General features: G+C 71.7%; 17 protein-coding genes. 6 read left to right on the top strand and 11 right to left on the bottom strand.

Going from position 1 to position 17,395, the window contains the following annotated elements; translation table 11 throughout:
* Positions 1 to 6: 6 nt before the first annotated feature.
* The 3 genes from ACPYN5_RS11370 to ACPYN5_RS11360 form a co-directional block, all read right to left on the bottom strand.
* The gene (locus ACPYN5_RS11370) at positions 7 to 678 is read right to left on the bottom strand and encodes a hypothetical protein (RefSeq protein WP_424449102.1); all 672 of its coding nucleotides are present in this window, start codon (positions 676 to 678) and stop codon (positions 7 to 9) included.
* A 231-nt stretch (positions 679 to 909) separates the two neighbouring features.
* Positions 910 to 1,509, bottom strand: coding sequence for a PadR family transcriptional regulator (locus tag ACPYN5_RS11365; protein WP_424449101.1), 600 nt, complete (start codon positions 1,507 to 1,509; stop codon positions 910 to 912).
* Positions 1,510 to 1,590: 81 nt separating this feature from the next.
* A complete protein-coding gene (locus tag ACPYN5_RS11360; RefSeq protein ID WP_424449100.1) occupies positions 1,591 to 2,661 on the bottom strand; it encodes an FUSC family protein in 1,071 nt (356 codons plus the stop codon).
* A gap of 73 nt (positions 2,662 to 2,734) precedes the next feature.
* Here ACPYN5_RS11360 and ACPYN5_RS11355 point away from each other — a divergent pair, with 73 nt between their 5' ends.
* A complete protein-coding gene (locus ACPYN5_RS11355; protein ID WP_424449099.1) occupies positions 2,735 to 3,280 on the top strand; it encodes a DnaJ family domain-containing protein in 546 nt (181 codons plus the stop codon).
* 21 nt (positions 3,281 to 3,301) lie between these two features.
* Here the strand turns inward: ACPYN5_RS11355 and ACPYN5_RS11350 are convergent, their stop codons facing one another.
* The 3 genes from ACPYN5_RS11350 to ACPYN5_RS11340 all read right to left on the bottom strand — a co-directional run bounded on the left by ACPYN5_RS11350 (position 3,302) and on the right by ACPYN5_RS11340 (position 6,458).
* Complete coding sequence (locus tag ACPYN5_RS11350) at positions 3,302 to 4,456, bottom strand: cystathionine gamma-synthase (protein ID WP_424449098.1); 1,155 nt, start codon at positions 4,454 to 4,456, stop codon at positions 3,302 to 3,304.
* Complete coding sequence (locus ACPYN5_RS11345) at positions 4,453 to 5,484, bottom strand: pyridoxal-phosphate dependent enzyme (protein ID WP_424449097.1); 1,032 nt, start codon at positions 5,482 to 5,484, stop codon at positions 4,453 to 4,455. The genes ACPYN5_RS11350 and ACPYN5_RS11345 overlap by 4 nt, the downstream gene beginning before the upstream one ends.
* 155 nt (positions 5,485 to 5,639) lie before the next feature.
* Positions 5,640 to 6,458, bottom strand: a complete 819-nt coding sequence (locus tag ACPYN5_RS11340) for an NADPH-dependent oxidoreductase (RefSeq protein WP_424449096.1) — start codon at positions 6,456 to 6,458, stop codon at positions 5,640 to 5,642.
* 109 nt (positions 6,459 to 6,567) lie between these two features.
* Here ACPYN5_RS11340 and ACPYN5_RS11335 point away from each other — a divergent pair, with 109 nt between their 5' ends.
* The gene (locus ACPYN5_RS11335) at positions 6,568 to 7,914 is read left to right on the top strand and encodes an O-acetylhomoserine aminocarboxypropyltransferase/cysteine synthase family protein (RefSeq protein ID WP_424449222.1); all 1,347 of its coding nucleotides are present in this window, start codon (positions 6,568 to 6,570) and stop codon (positions 7,912 to 7,914) included.
* An 80-nt stretch (positions 7,915 to 7,994) separates the two neighbouring features.
* A complete protein-coding gene (locus ACPYN5_RS11330; RefSeq protein ID WP_424449095.1) occupies positions 7,995 to 8,564 on the top strand; it encodes a flavin reductase family protein in 570 nt (189 codons plus the stop codon).
* A 44-nt stretch (positions 8,565 to 8,608) separates the two neighbouring features.
* Here ACPYN5_RS11330 and ACPYN5_RS11325 read toward each other — a convergent pair whose 3' ends face one another.
* Complete coding sequence (locus ACPYN5_RS11325) at positions 8,609 to 9,466, bottom strand: sulfurtransferase (protein WP_424449094.1); 858 nt, start codon at positions 9,464 to 9,466, stop codon at positions 8,609 to 8,611.
* A gap of 172 nt (positions 9,467 to 9,638) precedes the next feature.
* Between ACPYN5_RS11325 and ACPYN5_RS11320 the strand changes: the two genes are divergently transcribed.
* Complete coding sequence (locus ACPYN5_RS11320; RefSeq protein ID WP_424449093.1) at positions 9,639 to 10,967, top strand: O-acetylhomoserine aminocarboxypropyltransferase/cysteine synthase family protein; 1,329 nt, start codon at positions 9,639 to 9,641, stop codon at positions 10,965 to 10,967.
* Complete coding sequence (locus tag ACPYN5_RS11315) at positions 10,964 to 12,289, top strand: NtaA/DmoA family FMN-dependent monooxygenase (protein WP_424449092.1); 1,326 nt, start codon at positions 10,964 to 10,966, stop codon at positions 12,287 to 12,289. The genes ACPYN5_RS11320 and ACPYN5_RS11315 overlap by 4 nt, the downstream gene beginning before the upstream one ends.
* 115 nt (positions 12,290 to 12,404) lie before the next feature.
* On the opposite strand, the gene ACPYN5_RS11310 is transcribed toward ACPYN5_RS11315, so the two are convergent.
* Both ACPYN5_RS11310 and ACPYN5_RS11305 read right to left on the bottom strand, forming a co-directional pair.
* Entirely contained in the window at positions 12,405 to 14,891 is a 2,487-nt protein-coding gene (locus ACPYN5_RS11310) for an MMPL family transporter (RefSeq protein ID WP_424449091.1), read from the bottom strand.
* A 54-nt stretch (positions 14,892 to 14,945) separates the two neighbouring features.
* Positions 14,946 to 15,500: a TetR/AcrR family transcriptional regulator gene (locus ACPYN5_RS11305; protein WP_424449090.1), complete on the bottom strand. Its 555-nt coding sequence runs from the start codon at positions 15,498 to 15,500 to the stop codon at positions 14,946 to 14,948.
* A 105-nt stretch (positions 15,501 to 15,605) separates the two neighbouring features.
* On the opposite strand from ACPYN5_RS11305, the gene ACPYN5_RS11300 reads away from it, so the two are divergent.
* Positions 15,606 to 16,061 (top strand): CinA family protein, encoded by a 456-nt coding sequence (locus ACPYN5_RS11300; RefSeq protein WP_424449089.1) that lies wholly within the window; start codon positions 15,606 to 15,608, stop codon positions 16,059 to 16,061.
* A 5-nt stretch (positions 16,062 to 16,066) separates the two neighbouring features.
* Here the strand turns inward: ACPYN5_RS11300 and ACPYN5_RS11295 are convergent, their stop codons facing one another.
* Positions 16,067 to 16,360 (bottom strand): hypothetical protein, encoded by a 294-nt coding sequence (locus ACPYN5_RS11295; protein WP_424449088.1) that lies wholly within the window; start codon positions 16,358 to 16,360, stop codon positions 16,067 to 16,069.
* A gap of 64 nt (positions 16,361 to 16,424) precedes the next feature.
* On the bottom strand, positions 16,425 to 17,381 hold the full coding sequence (locus ACPYN5_RS11290; RefSeq protein WP_424449087.1) for a Gfo/Idh/MocA family protein: 957 nt from the start codon (positions 17,379 to 17,381) through the stop codon (positions 16,425 to 16,427).
* Between the last annotated feature and the right edge of the window lie 14 nt (positions 17,382 to 17,395).

The raw sequence follows: 17,395 nt of genomic DNA, 5'->3' as shown, positions 1-17,395 counted from the left end.
CGAGGATCAGCGGTCGCCGAGGATGCCGCCGACCAGGTCGTCGACGTCGGAGGTGACATCGCCCACGACGCCGTCGACCGTGTCGCCGATCTCGCCCGTGAGGTCACCGGTGCTCACATCGCCGGTGCCGACGTCGGTGCCGTTGCCGAGGTCCGTGTCGGTCTCGTTGCCGCTCCCGGTCTCGTTGCCGCTGCCGGTCTCGTTGCCGTTGCCGCTGCCGTTGCCGACCTCGTTGCCCGAGCCGATCGGCGCGTCCACCGCGGTGTCGTTGCCCGAGCCGACCGGAGCGTCGACCTCGTTGCCCGAGCCGATGGGCGCATCGACGGGCGCGTCGATGTCGTTGCCCGACCCGATCGGGGTGTCGTTGCCCGACAGCAGGGCGCCGTTGCCGACGTCACTGACGAGCGGCCCGTTGATGAGCCCGCCGTCGAGACCGAGGTTGCCGATGGCGGCGTTCTCGCCGACAGCATTGCCGTTGGCGTCGATGACGTCATCGAGCCACGTCGACAGGGCGTCGAAGGACGGCGAAACGTCGGTGGAGGTGTTCGTGTCGGTGGTGGACGAGTCGACCGAGGTGTCGTCGGCCGACGCGGGCAGAGCGAATCCGGCGGTGGCGATGGCGGCGGCGCCGAGGCCCGCCGTGCCGAAGATTGCTGCTCGCTTCAGGTTCGTACGCATGTCTCTTCCTTCCGTCACGTGCGCTCTTTGTCGCACGTGGGGCTATCCGGAAAGACCCGCGAAGCGGATTGGCGCCGACCACGGAATCGGCTCGCATCCGACGACCGTGAGCAGCCGCGATCCGCATGAGCATGCGGATCGCGACCGTCTCCTGACAGTCGGCTGAGAACGCGGCGGACACGCTCCTGCGCCCGCCGCTGCGCGCGGGTTCCAGGGAGGGGATGTCGTCGTTCAGGCCGAGGCCTCCGTCTTCGCCGGTCGACCACGCTTCGGCTTGTCGGTCGACAGGGCGAGCGCCATCGCGTGCTGCGGATGCTGCGCGAGGCGCTGCTCGGTGTGGTCGAGCCAACGCACCTCGGCCTCGGCCGCGAAGATCATCGAGTCCACGACGAGAGACCATGCCAGCTCTTCGGGGCCGTCGGGGCCGTTGCCCGCGTACTTCGCCCGGTTCAGGCTCTGCAGTTGCGCGACCGAGGCGCGCCGCTGCGCCTGGATCACCTCGGCGACGTCGACGCCGGGAAGGGTCGCCGCGACGGCCAGCTTGATCGCGAGCTCATCGCGCGTGCCCGGGGAGCGTTCGACGGGCGCCCGCAGCCAGGTCGACACCTCCGCGCGGCCGGCATCCGTGATCTGCCAGTAGACGTGACCCTGATCGTCGATCGCCCCCTTCTCGACGAGGCCGTCGCGCTCGAGCCGGTCGAGGGTGTTGTAGATCTGCCCCACGTTCAGCGGCCAGGTCGATCCGGTGCGCCGGTCGAACTCCGCCCGCAACTGGTAGCCGTAGCAGGGGCCCTGGTCGAGGATCGCCAGGAGACTCAGTCGCACCGACATGGTCGTCCTTTCGCATACTGGGTATGTAGTTTGCGAGTATATACATACCGAGTATTTAATGACGCGCCATGCGCCCTCGCGTCAACTGCGGCGCCGAACCACGATGAGGCCGCTGATCAGCCCCAGGCCTGCTCCGACGAGCGTGTCGACGACGCGTTCGACCGCGAGGTCGGGCCCGCCCACGCCCGCGGCGCCGAGGATGAGCAGCACCAGCGGCGTGATGAACGCGAGGGCGAGGGCGTAGTGCCGGACCACCACCAGCTCGATCGCGAACTGCAGCAGTCCGAGCACGAGCCCGAGCACGATCCCCGTGAACGGAACCAGCGTCAGCGCGAGATACACCCCCGCGCCCACCGCGGTTCCGACGGCACGGTGCACGCCGCGCGTCAGCGCGACGCGGCGGCTCGTGCTCACCCCGAGCACGGCGATGCCCGCCCCCACCACCCAATAGGCCCGCTCCGGATCGACGATCGTCGCGAGCACCGTCCCGACGACCGCGATGGCCGCCGCGCGGAGGAGCAGCGTGAGGGCCGCGGCATCCCACCGCGCCCCCGGGAAGAGCGCCCGCAGCGGTCGCGCTGCCGCGCGCCGGTGCCGCGGCCGAACGAGCGGGGCGAGGACGACGACGCTGGCGAAGACCAGTGAGCCCGCCACCACGGCCAGGTACACCCGTGGATCGACGTGCGCGGCGACGGGGTCGGCGAGATGCGCCGACAGGCCGTAGACCAGGATGCCGAACAACGGCCCGGGCGGCCCGACCGACCATCCGAAGCAGAGCGCCGAGACGCCGACGGCGACCGCGACGAGCCCGAACGCGACGGCGACGGGTCCGAGGAACGCCGCACCGACACCGGCCGCCGCGATCGCGAACAACGCCACGGCCACGAGCGGCACGAACGCCGCGCGCTCACGTGCGCTCAGCCGGCCTCCGTAGAGCACCGCGAATGCTCCCGTTGCCGAGAGGAGACCCAGGTCGTCGCGGCCGAGCGCCGAGAGCACGACGACCGGCACGGCCATCGCGATCCCGGCCTGCAGCGCCAGCGGCAGACGCGGCCCCGGCGAGGGACCGAACCGCCCGAGACTGCGGAAGACCTCGCCGGCCTCGGTCCGCCAGCTCGGCCTGCGCGGAGCGGGACGGGGGTCTTCGGGCACCCCTCATTATCCCGCCCTGGCCCCGCGAACACGTCGTAGCCTGGTTCGACGAACCCGCAGGAGAGGTGACGGGATGAACGACGACCCGCGCATCGCGGCGGCCCGCTATCGCGCACGGCAGGACGGCGTGGAGACCGAGGACGCCGAGCCCGAGGCCCCGGTGCCGACCGAGCGCGAGCGGGCGGCCTACGTCGAGACCGTGATCCAGCAGGCCATCCGCCGCGGCGACTTCGAGAATCTGCGCGGCGCCGGGAAGCCCATCGCCGACCTCGGCCCGCAACATGACCCGGACTGGTGGATCAAGCGGAAGATCCGCGAAGAGCAGCTCACCGGGCTCGGCCCGCCCGCGCTGACTCTGCGCATCGAACACGCCGAGTTCGACGCACGAGCGGATGCTCTCGCCCGCGAGGAAGACGTGCGGGAGTACGTCACCGACTTCAACCGGCGCGTCATCGAGGCCCGTCGTCAGCTGCAGGGCGGACCGCCCGTCGTCACCCCGACGCGCGACGTGGAGAGCGAGGTCGCGGCGTGGCGTCAGCGCCGCGCGGATGCCGCCGCCGCGGCATCCGCCGCTCCCCCGGCCACGACCCGGCGCCGTCGGCGACTGTTCCGGCGCTAGGACGCCCTCGCCCCAGGGGGATCAGCGCAGCGCCTGCTCCACGTCGGCGAGCAGATCGTCGACCGACTCGATGCCCACCGACAGCCGCACGATCTCGACCGGCACGGCCGCTTCGGTTCCGCGCACCGACGCGTGCGTCATGGCGTCGGGGTAGTTCACGAGCGACTCGACGCCGCCGAGCGACTCGGCCAGCTGGAAGAGCCGGGTCGACTCCGCGAAGCGCCGCGCCGCCTCGCCCGACTCCAGCGCGAGCGAGAGCATGCCGCCGAAACGCGTCATCTGGGATGCGGCGAGCTCGTGGCCCGGGTGCGACGCCAGGCCCGGGTAGAACACCCGCGCCACCCGCTCGTGCCCCTCGAGGAACGCCGCGATAGCCGCGGCGTTCTCGCTGTGGCGCTGCATCCGCACGTCGAGGGTCTTGATGCCACGCGTCGTGAGCCACGCGTCCATCGGGCCCGACACCGCTCCTGCCGCGTACTGCAGGAAGCCGATCTTCTCCGCGAGCGCATCGTCGTCGAGTACGAGCGCGCCGCCGACGACATCCGAGTGCCCGCCGAGGTACTTCGTCGTCGAATGCACGACGACGTCCGCACCGAGTTCGAGGGGGCGCTGGAGTGCCGGCGTCGCGAAGGTGTTGTCGACCACGACGAGCGAGCCCGCCTCATGCCCGACCGCCGCGAGACCGGCGATGTCGGTGATGCGCAGGAGCGGGTTCGACGGCGTCTCGACCCACAGCACCCGGGGCGCGCGCTCGACGACCGCGGCGCGCACGGCGGCGAGATCGCTCATGTCGACCACGCGCAGCTTCACTCCCCAAGGAGCCAGGACGCGCGCGATGAGGCGGTGCGTTCCGCCGTACACGTCGTTGCCGAGGAGGACCTCGTCGCCGGGCTGAAGCGCCGCGCGCAACAGGACGTCCTCGGCGGCGAGTCCGGAGGCGAACGAGAAGCCGTGGGCGCCGCCTTCGAGCGCGGCGAGCTGGACCTGCAGCGCCGTGCGCGTCGGGTTGCCCGAACGGCCGTACTCGTAGCCGCCGCGAAGACCGCCGATGCCGTCCTGAGCGAACGTCGTCGAGAAGTGGACGGGCGGGATGACGGCACCGGTCGTGGGGTCGAACTCCTGGCCGGCGTGGACGGCGAGGCTCGCGAGGCCGCGGGCGGAATCGTGGGTGCTCATACGTCGCTCCTGGAATCGGCTGTGTCGTTATCGGATGTGTCGGTATCGGATGTGTCAGTGGTGGGTGCGTCGACGAGATCGGCGAACCCGTGGTCCCGCATCCAGCCGTCGTCGTAGATCTTCGAGAGGTAGCCCCGGCCATGGTCGGGAAGCAGGACGACCACGACGTCGTCGCGGCCGAGATCGCGCGCTGTCCGCAGCGCCGCGACGACGGCCATGCCGGACGACCCGCCGACGAGCAGCCCCTCCTCGCGCGCCAGGCGCCGGGTCATCGCGAACGCCTCCCGGTCGCCGACGCGCTCGTAGCGGTCGACGACCGACGGGTCGAAGGTCTGGGGCCAGAAGTCCTCGCCGACCCCCTCGACGAGGTAGGGGCCGACGTCGCCGCTGTAGATCGACCCGGCCGGGTCGGCGCCGACGATCGTCACCGCTCCGTCGGAGGCCTCACGGAGGTATCGTCCAGTGCCGGTGATGGTGCCGCCGGTGCCGACGCCGGCGACGAAGTGGGTCACGCGACCACCGGTGTCGCGCCAGATCTCCGGACCGGTCGTCTCGTAGTGCGCGCGCGGCCCGTTGGCGTTGGCGAACTGGTTCGGCTTGAACGCGCCCGGGATCTCGCGGGCGAGACGGTCCGAGACGCTGTAGTACGAATCCGGGTGCTCGGGGGGCACGCTCGTCGGCGTCATCACGACCTCGGCGCCGTAGGCCTTCAGCACGGCGACTTTCTCGCCGGCGAACTTGTCGGGCACGACGAAGACCATCCGGTAGCCCCGCTGCTGGGCGACGAGGGCGAGGCCCACCCCGGTGTTGCCGCTCGTGGGCTCGACGATCGTGCCGCCGGGCCGCAGCAGCCCATCGCGCTCCGCGGCCTCGACGATGCGGGCGGCGATGCGGTCCTTCGACGAGCTGCCCGGGTTGAAGTATTCGATCTTGGCGAGCACGGTGGCCTGCGTCGAGCGCGCGACGCTGTTCAGGCGCACGAGCGGGGTGTTGCCGACGAGTTCGGCGATGTTCTCTGCGTAACGCACGAGCGTGTCCTCACGGTGTCCGCGCGCTCAGAGGCGCGGGTGCTGTCGGGGTCGTCGAGGGTGTGCCGAGGGCACTCAGGGACGACAACGACAGGTCTGCACGCGTCCACCCTAAGCCAGGGCCACCCCGCTGTCGAGCGACCCGGCGTCGCGCGTCAGCGCGAGGCCAGTCCGCGCCGTTCGAGCGAGGCGCGCATCGTATGGCGCCCGTGCAGGCTCGCGGCATCCCGCACCCGCGCGATGGCCGCGCGCAGCCAGCCGCGGCTCTCGCCCTGGGTGCCGTAGTAGGCGGTGACGGCCTCGTCGTAGGCGGCGATCGCGGCGTCATCGGGCAACCGGTAGGTCTCGCGGTGCCGGACGACGCTCTGCGGCAGCCGCGGCTTGACTCCCGCGCGGTCGTCGGGATCGGGATGGCCGAGCACGACGCCGAATGCCGGGAACGCACCCTCGGGCAGCCCGAGGAGGTCGGCGATCTGCTCCGGGTTGTTGCGGACCGAGCCGACGTACACGGCGCCGAGGCCGAGCGATTCCGCCGCCACGACCGCGTTCTGGGCGGCGAGCGCCGCATCGACGAAGCCGACGATCGTGCTCTCGATGTAACCGACGGCGTCGGCCGGCTCGCCGACGCGACGCGCCAGCTCCCCCGCGCGCGCCCAGTCGGCGACGAAGACGAGGAAGACGCCGCCTCGGCGGATGAAGTCCTGGTCCCCGGCGAGCCGGGCGAGCGCGTCGAGCCGATCGGGATCCCGCACCTCGATGACCGACCACGCCTGGAGGTTCGAGCTGGTCGACGCGGACTGTGCCGCGCCGATGATCGCCGTCAGGGTCGCATCGTCGACGTCGCCCGGCGCGAAGGCCCGCACCGAGCGGTGGCGGTAGAGCAGATCCAGCACCGGGTTCCGCGGCAGGTCGGACGCGGGCGCGACCGATCCGTATCGGCGGAGCCACGCATCCTGGTCGTTCGTCGTCGTCACGCATCCTCCTCGGGGGCCGAGATCATCGTACGCACGCCGGGAATTCTGTCGGCGTGTGACGCCAGGATCGGGCGCCGCCCGCCCGGCCCCCTAGCCTGAGCCCGTGAGCCTGCGTCCCGACGAGACCCCCCACGAGACCCTGTCGCCCCGTTACGACTGGAACGGGTTCGGTTTCGACACCCGTCAGGTGCACGCGGGCGAGGCGGCCGAGCCGGCCCACGGCGCCCGCATCACGCCCGTCTACCTGACCGCCGCGTACCGCTTCGACTCCTTCGCCCAGGCCGAGGCGCGCTTCACCGGAGCCGACGAGGGACAGCTCTACTCGCGCAACCTCAATCCCACGCATCAGGTCGCCGAACGCCGCATCGCCTCGCTCGAGGGAGGCTCCGGCGCGATCGTCCTGGGGTCGGGCCAGGCCGCCATCACCGCCGCGCTCCTCGGGCTCGCCGGGGCGGGCGAGCGCATCGTGTCGACCGCGAGCATCTACAGCGGCACCCGCATCCTCTTCGACCGGACCTTCGCGCGTCTCGGCGTCTCGAGCGACTACGTCCGGGATGCGCGCAGCGAGGCCGATTGGGAGGCGGCGATCGGTCCCGACACGAAGGCGATCTTCGTCGAGACCATCCCCAACCCCAAGAACGACCTCGTCGATGTCGTCGCCATCGCGCAGATCGCCCGACGCCACCGCATCCCGCTCGTCGTCGACAACACCGTGGCGACCCCATATCTCATCCGACCGCTCGAGCTCGGCGCCGACATCGTCGTCCACTCGTCGACGAAGTTCCTCTCCGGACACGGGGCGGCCCTGTCGGGGGCGATCGTCGACGGCGGCCGCTTCGACTGGACCGGGTCGTCGCGCTCGTTCCCGGGACTGACCGACCCGACCGCGCCGGGCAAGCCCTCGTTCGTCGAGGCCCACGGCGAGCGCGCTTTCGAGGCCTACCTGCGCTTCGGGATCGTCAACGACCTCGGCGCCGCCCTCTCGCCGGTCAACTCGTTCCTGCTGCAGCAGGGCATCGAGACGCTGTCGCTGCGCATGGAGCGCCACCTGTCGAACGCGTCGACCGTCGCGGCCTGGCTCGATGCCCATCCCGCCGTCGAGAGCGTCGATTTCGCGGGCCTTCCCCACAACGCCTTCCACGACATCGCGCAGGCGCGGTTCGGCGGACACGCCGGTTCGGTCTTCGCGTTCACCGTGCGCGGCGGGCGACCTGCCGCCGAGGCCTTCTTCGACTCTCTGCGCGTCGTCAGCCGCATGACCAACATCGGCGATGTGCGTTCCATGGCCCTGCACCCTGCGACGACGACCCACGTCTCGTTCTCGGCCGAGGAGCGCGACCGCCTCGGCATCGGCGACGGGCTCATCCGCCTGTCCATCGGCATCGAGACCGTCGACGACCTCATCGCCGACCTGAGCGACGCTCTGGATGCCGCGAGCCGGCGCGTCGGCGACTGAGCGCGTCACACGGAGTCATCGACTGTCTCTCGGCGACACGGAACATGTGCGCGGCCTCGGGGGTTACTAACGTCGTGATCATGTCGCAGCCGAACCTCGACCCCTCCGCAGAGCACCCGTCACGTCATCTGGGCGCATCGCTGTCCGCCGACGAGTTCAAGACGCTCTTCCGCGGACACCCCGGCGGCGTCGCCGTCATCACCGCGGACGCCGGCGACGGACCGGTCGCCCTGACGGCCACCTCGGTGTCGTCGGTGAGCGCCGACCCGCCCCTCCTGGTCTTCTCGGTCTCGGCGCAGTCGTCCGCTTCGGCCGTGCTCTCGTCCGCTGAGACCGTCGTGGTCCACCTGCTCGACGCCGACGACCTCGCGCTGGCCAAGCTCGGCGCCACGAGCGGCGTCGACCGCTTCGCCGACACCTCCTCGTGGTCGCGGTTGACCACGGGCGAGCCGGTCTACCGCGGTGTCCGCGCCTGGGTCCGCTGCTCGGTCGTGTCACGGATGGATGCCGGCGGCTCGATCGTCATCGCCGGCCACGCCCTGCAGTCGCACGTCGAGCGCGACGTCGAGCCGGGCGGCCACGGCGAAGCGCTCGTCTACCACAACCGCACCTGGCACCGCCTCAGCGAGCACTCCGCGCTCGCGGACTGAATCCACGGTCACACGCGCACACTCGGGCACACGCGCCCCCTCGGTCACACCACGCTGATGGCTCCGGACGGGCTCGATCCCGTCGCGACGGGGCGCCCGGGGTCGCGCGACCACTGACTCCACGACCCGGCGAAGACCCGGACCCGCGGGTATCCCGCGACGGCGAAGGCGAGCGCCGTATGGGCGGAGGCGATGCCCGAGCTGCACGAGACGACGACGTCCGTGCCGGCGCCGATGCCGACGGCGGCCAGCGACGTGCGGATCTCCTCCGCGCTACGCAGCAGACCGTCGGGCGCGATGTGAGTGACCGTCGGGAGGTTGACGGCGCCCGGGATGTGCCCGCTCACCGGATCGGCCCCCGCCACCTGACCGCGATAGTGCTGCGGGGCACGCACATCGAGCAGCACGCCGAGCGCGGGAGCGACGGCTGCCTCGTCGATGTCGGCGAGCCCGCCCCGGCCCGGCACGAGGTCGACGTCGCCGATCGGCGCCGCGCGGTCGCTGCGCTCGAGGCGACGCCCCGACGCCACCCACGCTCGAAAGCCGCCGTCGAGAACGCGGATGTCGAGACCGTGCCGACGAAGCAGCCACCATGCCCGGGCTGCGGCGACCCCGTCGTTGTCGTCGTACGCGACGAGCCGGTCGCCCGCATTCACTCCCCAGCGGCGCACCGCCGCCTCGAGGTCGGCGCGATCGGGAAGCGGATGCCGTCCCTGCTCGGGGACCCCGGGACGTGCGAGCTCGCGTTCGAGATCGACGTACACGGCGCCGGGCAGGTGGCCGGCGAGATAGTCGGGTCGCCCTTCGGCACGGTCCAATCGCCACCGGACGTCGAGCAGACGCACGGGAGCGTCCGCGGCGATCTCGGCGGCGAGGTCGTCGACGCTCACCAGAGGGGACATGACCCCATGCTGACCAGCAACGACGATCCCCCGCCCTGCCCGGCGCAACATGCGGAAACGAGAGAACACACGGCGCAACACGAGGGCACGCGGCACCCCTCGCGTGACGCAGCGTGACGCAGCGTGACGGCGCGTGCGCGGCGGTGGCGGGGCCCGCCGTACTCTTCCAGCCATGCCCGCACCCGAGAACAGCGTCGAACCCCTCGCCTTCGCGACGCGTCAGCTGCACGCCGGCGCGCGCGGCTACGACCCGTACGGGTCGCGCGCGACGCCCATCTACTTGACCGCCGGATTCGAGTTCGACGACCTCGCCGACGGCGAGGGCCGCTTCGCGGACCCCGACACGGGCTTCAGCTACACGCGGGTGGGCAATCCGACGGCGGCCGCCGCCGAGCGCCGGATCGCCGACCTCGAGGGCGGAGTCGGCGCGCTGCTCGTGGGCAGCGGACAGGCGGCGACCTCCACGGCGCTGCTGACCATCCTCGAGGCCGGCGACCACGTCGTGGCGGCGTCGGCGATCTACGAGGGCACACGCGAGCTGCTGCGGTCCGACCTCGCGCGCCTGGGCATCACGACCGATTTCGTCGACGATCCGCGCGATCCGGCGGCGTGGGAGGCGGCCATCGGGCCGCGCACGCGCGCCCTCGTCGCCGAGACGATCGCCAACCCGCGGGGCGGCGTGCTCGACATCCCCGCCGTCGCCGCGATCGCGCACCGCCACGGCATCCCGCTCGTGGTCGACTCCACCCTCGCGACCCCGTACCTGCTGCGGCCGCTCGAGCTGGGCGCCGACATCGTCGTCCACTCCGCCTCGAAGTTCCTCTCGGGCCACGGCACCGCCCTGGGCGGCGTCATCGTCGACGGCGGCCGGTTCTCCTGGGATGCCGTCCCCCGCCGCTTCCGCCAGATCGCGGTGGAGACGGGGCCCGACGGCCGGACCTTCGTCGACCGGTCCCGCGAACGGGCCTTCCTCGACGCCGCCCGTCGCGTCGCGATGCGCTTCGGTCCCTCGCCCTCGCCCCTGAACGCCTTCCTGCTGCTGCAGGGCGTCGAGACGCTGTCTCTGCGGGTCGAGCGCCAGTCGCGGACGGCGGCGGCTCTGGCCGCCTGGCTCGAGACCCGCCCCGAGGTCGCCGGTGTCGACTACAGCGGACTCGCATCGCACCCCGACCACGACCTCGCCCTCCGACTCCTCCCCTCCGGACAGGGCGCGCTGTTCTCGTTCACCCTCGCGGGGGGCCGCGCCGCAGCGGAGGCCTTCACTGCGAGCGTGCGCCTGTTCACGCCGATGACGCACCTCGGCGACGTCCGCTCGCTCGTGCTGCATCCGGCCACCACCACCCACGCGAGCCGCAGCGACGCCGACCTCGAACGCATCGGCGTCGGTCCCGGGCTGCTGCGTCTGTCGATCGGGCTGGAGGATGTCGGCGACCTCACCGCCGATCTCGAGCGAGGACTCACCGCCGCGCGTGCCCGAACCGTCGAGGCGGTGCCGGCATGACGCGCACTCAGCACTTCGGATGGTTCCTGTCGCGGGGTTTCGGGCCGCACGGGTGGGCGCGGCCCTACCAGCGGTGGAACTGGCCGTGGCAGAAGCCCGACCTCTATCAGCACTCGGCGCGTGAGCTCGAGCAGGCCGGCTTCGACTTCGTCCTCATCGAGGACGCCCTCTCGGTGGGCATCACGCCCGAGACCCTCAACCTCCGCGTTCGCAAGGCCTACGGCGGGCCGAAGCACGACCCCTGGACCCTTGCGCCGTACCTCTTCGCCGCGACCCAGCATCTCGGCGTCATCCCGACCGTCAATCCCGCCGCCTGGCCGCCCTATCTCGCGGCACGCCAGTTCGCGTCGCTCCAGCACCTGAGCGGCAGCAGGCTCGGGCTCAACGTCGTCACCGATGTCGGTTCGGCGCACCACTTCGGCACGGAGCGCCTCGGTCACGACGCCGCCTACGACCGGGCGCAGGAATGGCTCGACGCCCTGCGCCTGCTCTGGCACAGCTGGGACGACGACGCCCTGATCGCCGACCCCGACACGCAGATCTACGCCGACGGCTCGAAGATCCACGCCGTGCAGCACCGTGGCGAGTACTTCTCCTTCGACGGCCCGCTCAACGCCGAGCCGCTGCCGTCGGGCGACCCGATCGTCGCCTCACCCGGCGGCTCGCCCCGCGGCATCGGCTTCGCCGGCGCCAACTCCGAGATCCAGCTCGCGCTGTCGAACCTCGACCCGGCCAGCATCCGCGCTTACCGGGCGCGCGTGCGCGAGGCGGCGACCGCTGCGGGGCGCGACGCCGACGCCGTCAAGACGTTCTTCGTGTTCAAGCCGATCGTCGCGAGCTCGATCGACGAGGCCGAGCGGATCGTCGAGGCGTCGCGGCATCCCGACGAGGCGGCGCTGCGCGAGGTCGCGGAGGCGTGGTCGAGCGATCTCGAGACCGACCTCACCGCGCTGGACCTCGATCGCCCCCTCGACCCCGCGATCTTCGGGGACCACGTCTCGAAAGGCACGATCAAGGGACTGCTCGGTCGCCACGCCGACTTCTCCGAGGCGCCGCTGCGCGACATCCTGGCAGGCAAGGCCCGGCTGGGCCGCGTGACCGACGGCGCGGGCGGCACCGTGGGCACGGCCGAGGAGATCGCCGACGTCATCCAGGCGCTCGGCGACGACGCCGACAACGACGGCCTGATCTTCTCGGGCGACTTCCATCCCGTCACTCTCCATCGGGCGCTCGACGAGCTCGTGCCGGTGCTGCGGCGGCGCGGCATCCTGCGCACTGAGCACACCGGCCAGGGCCTGCGCGCCGACCTCACCGCCTTCTGACCCGCCCGCCCGCGCGGCGGGTCAGCATCCGCGGCGAGAATCAGCATTCGCGGTGGGAATCGGCGGCTGTGACCGATTCCCACGGCGAGCACTGATTCTCGCGGGCGATGCGGGGTCAGACGTGCGGATGCGTGCGCTCGAGCTTGGCGCCCTCGACGTCGACATCCGGCAGGATGCGGTCGAGCCACCGCGGCAGCCACCAGGCACCGCGCCCGATGAGGTGCATGAGCGCCGGCATCAGCAGCATGCGGACCACGAGGGCATCGACCAGGATGCCGAAGGCGAGACCGAAGCCCATCGAGCGGATGATCGTGGCCTCGGCGAAGATGAAGCCGCCGAACACCGACACCATGATGAGCGCGGCCGCGATCACGACCGAGCGTCCGGCGCGGAAGCCCTGCATGACGGCGAGCCGCGCCTCGGAGCCGTGGACGTACGCCTCGCGCATGCCCGATGCGAGGAACAGCTGGTAGTCCATCGCGAGACCGAACAGGATGCCGACGAGGATGACCGGCAGGAAGTTCAGGATCGGCCCGGTGGTGTGCAGCCCGATGAGCTCGGCGCCCCAGCCCCACTGGAACACCGCGACGACGGCTCCGTAGGTCGCGAACAGCGACAGGATGAATCCGCCCGTCGCGATCAGCGGCACGACGAGCGACCGGAAGACGACGATCATGATGACGAGAGAGAGCCCCACGACGACGGCGAGGTAGATCGGGAGGATGCCGACGAGCCCCTCGGAGATGTCGATGTTGATCGCGGCCTGTCCGGCGACTCCCAGTTCGTACTCGCCGCCGATCGGCGGCAGCGAGCGCAGGTCGCGCACGAGGTCCTCGGTCGCGACGCTGCTCGGCCCCTCGGCGGGGATGACCTGGAACGCGGCGACCGCGCCGCTGTCGGACACGGCGATCGGTGCGACGGCGCTGACGTGATCGCGCTCGGCGATCGCCTCGGCGACGGCGACCTGCGCGCGCAGCTGCTCGGTCTCGTCGAGGCCGCCCGGCAGACTCGCCGTCACCAGCAGCGGCGAGTTGGCGCCGGGTCCGAACGCATCGTCGGTGAGCTCGAACGCGCGCTGGCCGTACGATCCCTCCGGCTCGGACGCGCCGTCGGGCAGGCCCACCCGCATCGACAGTGCGGGAACGGCGAGGACGAGGAGCAGTCCGACCGACACGACGGCGGTCGTCACAGCGCGCCAGGTCGGCATCGCGCGCGTCGGCGTCGTGACGGCGTCGGGCTGACCGATGCGCAGGCGGGCGCGGCGTCCGAGCACCCGCAGTCCCAGCAGCCCGAGGAGCGCCGGCAGCAGGGTGATCGCGATGAGCACCGCGATCGCGACGCAGACGGCCCCCGCCGTGCCCATGAGACCGAGGAACGGGATGCCGGTGATGTTGAGCGCGAGAAGCGCCACGACGACCGTCGAGCCGGCGAAGACCACGGCGTTGCCCGCCGTGCCGCCGGCGAGGCCGATCGACTCGTGCAGGTCGATGCCGCGCAGCAGCTGCTTGCGGTGCCGGTTGAGAACGAAGAGTGCGTAGTCGATGCCGACCGCGAGCCCCAGCATGACCCCGAGCACCGGGGTCACCGACGCCATCTGCACGACGCCCGACAGCGACAGCACCCCGAGCACGCCGACGCCCACCCCGATGATCGCGGTCACGAGCGGCAGCGCCGCGGCGATGAGGCTGCCGAGCATGACGAGCAGCACGACGGCGGCCACGGCCACGCCGACGGCCTCGCCGATACCGAGGATCTTCGGCACGCCCTGCGAGATCTCGGTCGAGAAGCCCACCTCGACGCCGTGGATCGGCTCGGCGGTGAAGTGCTCGACGACGGCATCCTTCGCGTCCTGCGGCAGCTCGAGGCGGGGCAGCGTGAAGGCGACGTTGACCGTTGCCGTCGAGCCGTCGGGTGAGACGAGCGCGATGCCCTCGGCAAGGCTGAGCAGGCGGCCGCCGAGGTCGGCGGTCTCGGCCTGCGCGTCGAGCTCGGCCCGTCCCGCGTCGAGGGCGGCCTGCTGCCGTTCCAGCTCGGCGCGTCCGGCGTCGAGGGCCGCCTGCTGCGCATCGAGGGCTGCGAACTGAGCCGCAGGAGCCCCGGCGGCCTCGGCCTGCGCCCGTGCGGCGTCGAGCTGCGCCTGGCCCTGCGCCAGCTGCGTCGTGCCCTGATCGAGCTGCGCCTGTCCGGCGTCGAGCTGGTCGCGTGCGGCGTCGAGCTGCGCTCGGCCGTCGGCGACCTGCTGCGCCTGCGCCGCGCGCTGGGCCTCGGCCTCGAACGGGTCGTTGACCGTCGCGACGTCGGGGAGATCGGTCGCGGTGGCGACGAGATCGGAGATGGCGGCACGCTGCTGGTCGGTCAGAGCGCCGTCCTCGGCGTGGAAGACGACGGTCCCGGCGGCGCCGGCGAAGTCGGGGAGCTCCTCGGAGAGCCGGTCGGTGACCTTCGACGAGGCGGTCCCCGGAATGTCGAAGCTCGACGAGAGACCGCCGAAGCCGAGAGCGAATGCACCGCCGGCGATCCCGAGCACCGCCACCCATGCCACGACGACGAGCCAGGCCCGGCGTGCGGCCCCCTTGCTCAAGCGGTACAGCAACTCGGCCATCGACGACTCCTTCGGGATGTGGACGTCTTGACGAGACGCGGCGTCTCGTCAACCCTAACCCGGGACGAGGACCTGGACGATCGCCCGGATGCCGTCCGGCGTGGGCGCCGCACCCGAGAGCGCGCGCATGATCATCCAGCCCGCGACCGCGTCTCCGATCTCGACCGCCGCGAGCGCCGGGTCGCCGTGGGCGACGATGCGCGCGCGGATGCCGCCGTCGGCGCTGAGTCGGTCACGCAGGAGCTCGCCGATGGCCGCGTCCTCGGTCGCCGCCGCAACGAGCGAGCGCAGCAGCAGCCGTCCCTGAGGTGCATCGAGGACGGTCCACACCCGCGACATCCACTCGGCGAGGTCACGCCGGAGATCGCCGGTGTCTCGCACGACCAGCTGCTGCTGGAGGATCATGCCCTCGAGCAGCGCCTCGGTCAGGATCGCCGCACGTGAGGGCCACCATCGGTAGATCGTCTGTTTGCCGACCGACGCCTCCCGAGCGATGGCCTCGATCGTGAGGTTCTCGTAGCCGCCCTTCGCGAGGAGCTCGGCCGCGGCCGTCAGCACGGCGAGGCGCGCGTGCTCGCTGCGCCGCGGTCCGGCCCGATGCTCCTCCATCCCCCCACCGTAACGAGCCCGGCGCGCGATATCACCGCGCCGAATCCAGGACAATCCCCGCGCCCGCCCCGACGCGGCGTACGTAGGGTCTGTCCAGGAGGAGTTATGACTGACATCGAGGAACTCGCCCGCCGCGTGCAGGAGACCGGCACGGTCGTGGCCGTCGCCGAATCGCTGACCTCGGGCAACCTCGCGGCCACGGTCGGCGCCGCAGAGGGCGCCGGAGAATGGTTCGCGGGCGGCGTCGTGGCCTACCGGCTCGAGACGAAGCAGCGCGTGCTGGGCCTCGCCGAGGGCATCGACCCCTGCTCCCCGGAGTGCGCCGAGCACCTGGCCGGAGCCGTCCGCGACCTGACCGGCGCAGACCTGGCCGTGTCGGTGACCGGTGTCGGCGGGCCCGAGCCCCATGACGGTCACGAACCCGGAACCGTCTACCTGGGGTGGAGCAACGACGCGGGCACCGGACACGTGCTCCTCGAGCTCGACGGAGACCCCGAGCAGGTGATCGACGCGAGCGTCAACGCCGCGGTCGGGCTCCTTCTCGATCGTCTGCGCGGCTGAACGCCTCACGCCGGAGAGAGCGGGGGCCGGTGCGCGATGGGGATCGGCTTCGTCGCGAGCGGCGAGCCCGTCCGACGCGAGGCCGCGTACCGGTGGCTGACGGCGGCAGCCGCTTCGTCGATGGAGGCGAAGGTCTCGGTGCCGGCGGTCCCGCAGAGCCACACCACTTCCAGGATGCCGTCCTTCCGTCGCTCGACGTAGGCGACGACGGCATCGGCGTCGGACGACGGGCGCGCCGGATCGCACACCCGCCAGGCATCCTCAGCGATCTCATCCCAGCGCAATCCCGAGTCGTGCATGGCACGAGGATGCGCGGAGACGCCGCGAAACCCCAGGGCCTTGACAGCGCGATGCGGGAGTGCGTCAGCCGGCTGCCCGTCGGATGCGCTCGAGGGTGCGGAGGGTCTGCGAGGTGCGAGCCTGATCTTCGTCGGGCGCGACTCCCCCCTCGACGAGTTCGACGAAGCGCGCGACCTCGCCATCGAGGACGTCGACGGCGGCATCCGATTCCCACGTCGACTCGGCGCCGTCGAGACCGATGCGCGTGAGGCGCCGGGGGCTCGCGAGGTGGTCGATCAGGAGCGTCGCGTCTTCGCCCTGGATCTCGCTCGGCCGCACGGCCGAGGTGATCTTCGAGTAAGCGACGTCGACGACGAGGCCCGGGTACTCCAGCACCGCCAGACCCGCTCCGTCGGCTCCCGTGGCGATCGGCACCGACGAGGCCGACACCCCGAGAGGCTCGCCGAACAGCAGCACGGTCGCGTGCACGCCGTAGACGCCGAGGTCTGCGAGGGCTCCCCCGCCCATCGCGGGATCGAAGATGTTGGGGGTCTCGCCCGCAAGCACCGCGTCGTAGCGGGACGACCGCTTGGCGTAGTGGAAGGACGCGCGACGGAGGACGCCGAGGGTCGCGATCCGCTCGCGCAGGGCGACGATGCCGGGGTCGTAGGCCGTGCGCATCGCCTCCAGGAGGACGACGCCGGCAGCGCGCGATCGTTCGACGAGGTCGTCCCATTCCTCGGCGGTCGCCACGGCGGGCTTCTCGACGAGCACGTGCTTGCCCGCCTCGATGGCAGCGGCCACCTGTCCGCCGTGGGCGGAGTTCGGCGAGCCGACGTAGACGGCGTCGATCCGCGGGTCGGCGAGCAGGTCGTCGAGTCCGGCGAACGATTCCGCGACGCCGAGGCGATCAGCGTACGCTCGTGCTTTCGCCGCGTCGCGCGAGGACACCGCAGCCACCTCGATACCGGGGGTGCGGGATGCCGCGCCGATGAAGGCGTCGGTGATGACGCTCGTGCCGATGGTGGCGATTCGGATCATCACCCCAGCCTACG

The sequence above is a fragment of the Microbacterium arborescens genome (assembly GCF_049707515.1).
GTDB classification, from domain to species: domain Bacteria; phylum Actinomycetota; class Actinomycetes; order Actinomycetales; family Microbacteriaceae; genus Microbacterium; species Microbacterium arborescens_B.
The sequence above is the reverse complement of the archived record's forward strand: the minus strand, read 5'-3'. Positions and strand labels throughout refer to the sequence as shown.

What these genes read in the sequence shown, in the direction of transcription:
- ACPYN5_RS11365 (WP_424449101.1), bottom strand. Translation starts at nt 1,509, where the DNA reads ATGTCGGTGCGACTGAGTCTCCTGGCGATCCTCGACCAGGGCCCCTGC.
- ACPYN5_RS11300 (WP_424449089.1), top strand. Translation starts at nt 15,606, where the DNA reads ATGACTGACATCGAGGAACTCGCCCGCCGCGTGCAGGAGACCGGCACG.
- ACPYN5_RS11370 (WP_424449102.1), bottom strand. Translation starts at nt 678, where the DNA reads ATGCGTACGAACCTGAAGCGAGCAGCAATCTTCGGCACGGCGGGCCTC.
- ACPYN5_RS11320 (WP_424449093.1), top strand. Translation starts at nt 9,639, where the DNA reads ATGCCCGCACCCGAGAACAGCGTCGAACCCCTCGCCTTCGCGACGCGT.
- ACPYN5_RS11290 (WP_424449087.1), bottom strand. Translation starts at nt 17,381, where the DNA reads ATGATCCGAATCGCCACCATCGGCACGAGCGTCATCACCGACGCCTTC.
- ACPYN5_RS11350 (WP_424449098.1), bottom strand. Translation starts at nt 4,456, where the DNA reads ATGAGCACCCACGATTCCGCCCGCGGCCTCGCGAGCCTCGCCGTCCAC.
- ACPYN5_RS11355 (WP_424449099.1), top strand. Translation starts at nt 2,735, where the DNA reads ATGAACGACGACCCGCGCATCGCGGCGGCCCGCTATCGCGCACGGCAG.
- ACPYN5_RS11330 (WP_424449095.1), top strand. Translation starts at nt 7,995, where the DNA reads ATGTCGCAGCCGAACCTCGACCCCTCCGCAGAGCACCCGTCACGTCAT.
- ACPYN5_RS11315 (WP_424449092.1), top strand. Translation starts at nt 10,964, where the DNA reads ATGACGCGCACTCAGCACTTCGGATGGTTCCTGTCGCGGGGTTTCGGG.
- ACPYN5_RS11310 (WP_424449091.1), bottom strand. Translation starts at nt 14,891, where the DNA reads ATGGCCGAGTTGCTGTACCGCTTGAGCAAGGGGGCCGCACGCCGGGCC.
- ACPYN5_RS11305 (WP_424449090.1), bottom strand. Translation starts at nt 15,500, where the DNA reads ATGGAGGAGCATCGGGCCGGACCGCGGCGCAGCGAGCACGCGCGCCTC.
- ACPYN5_RS11295 (WP_424449088.1), bottom strand. Translation starts at nt 16,360, where the DNA reads ATGCACGACTCGGGATTGCGCTGGGATGAGATCGCTGAGGATGCCTGG.
- ACPYN5_RS11325 (WP_424449094.1), bottom strand. Translation starts at nt 9,466, where the DNA reads ATGTCCCCTCTGGTGAGCGTCGACGACCTCGCCGCCGAGATCGCCGCG.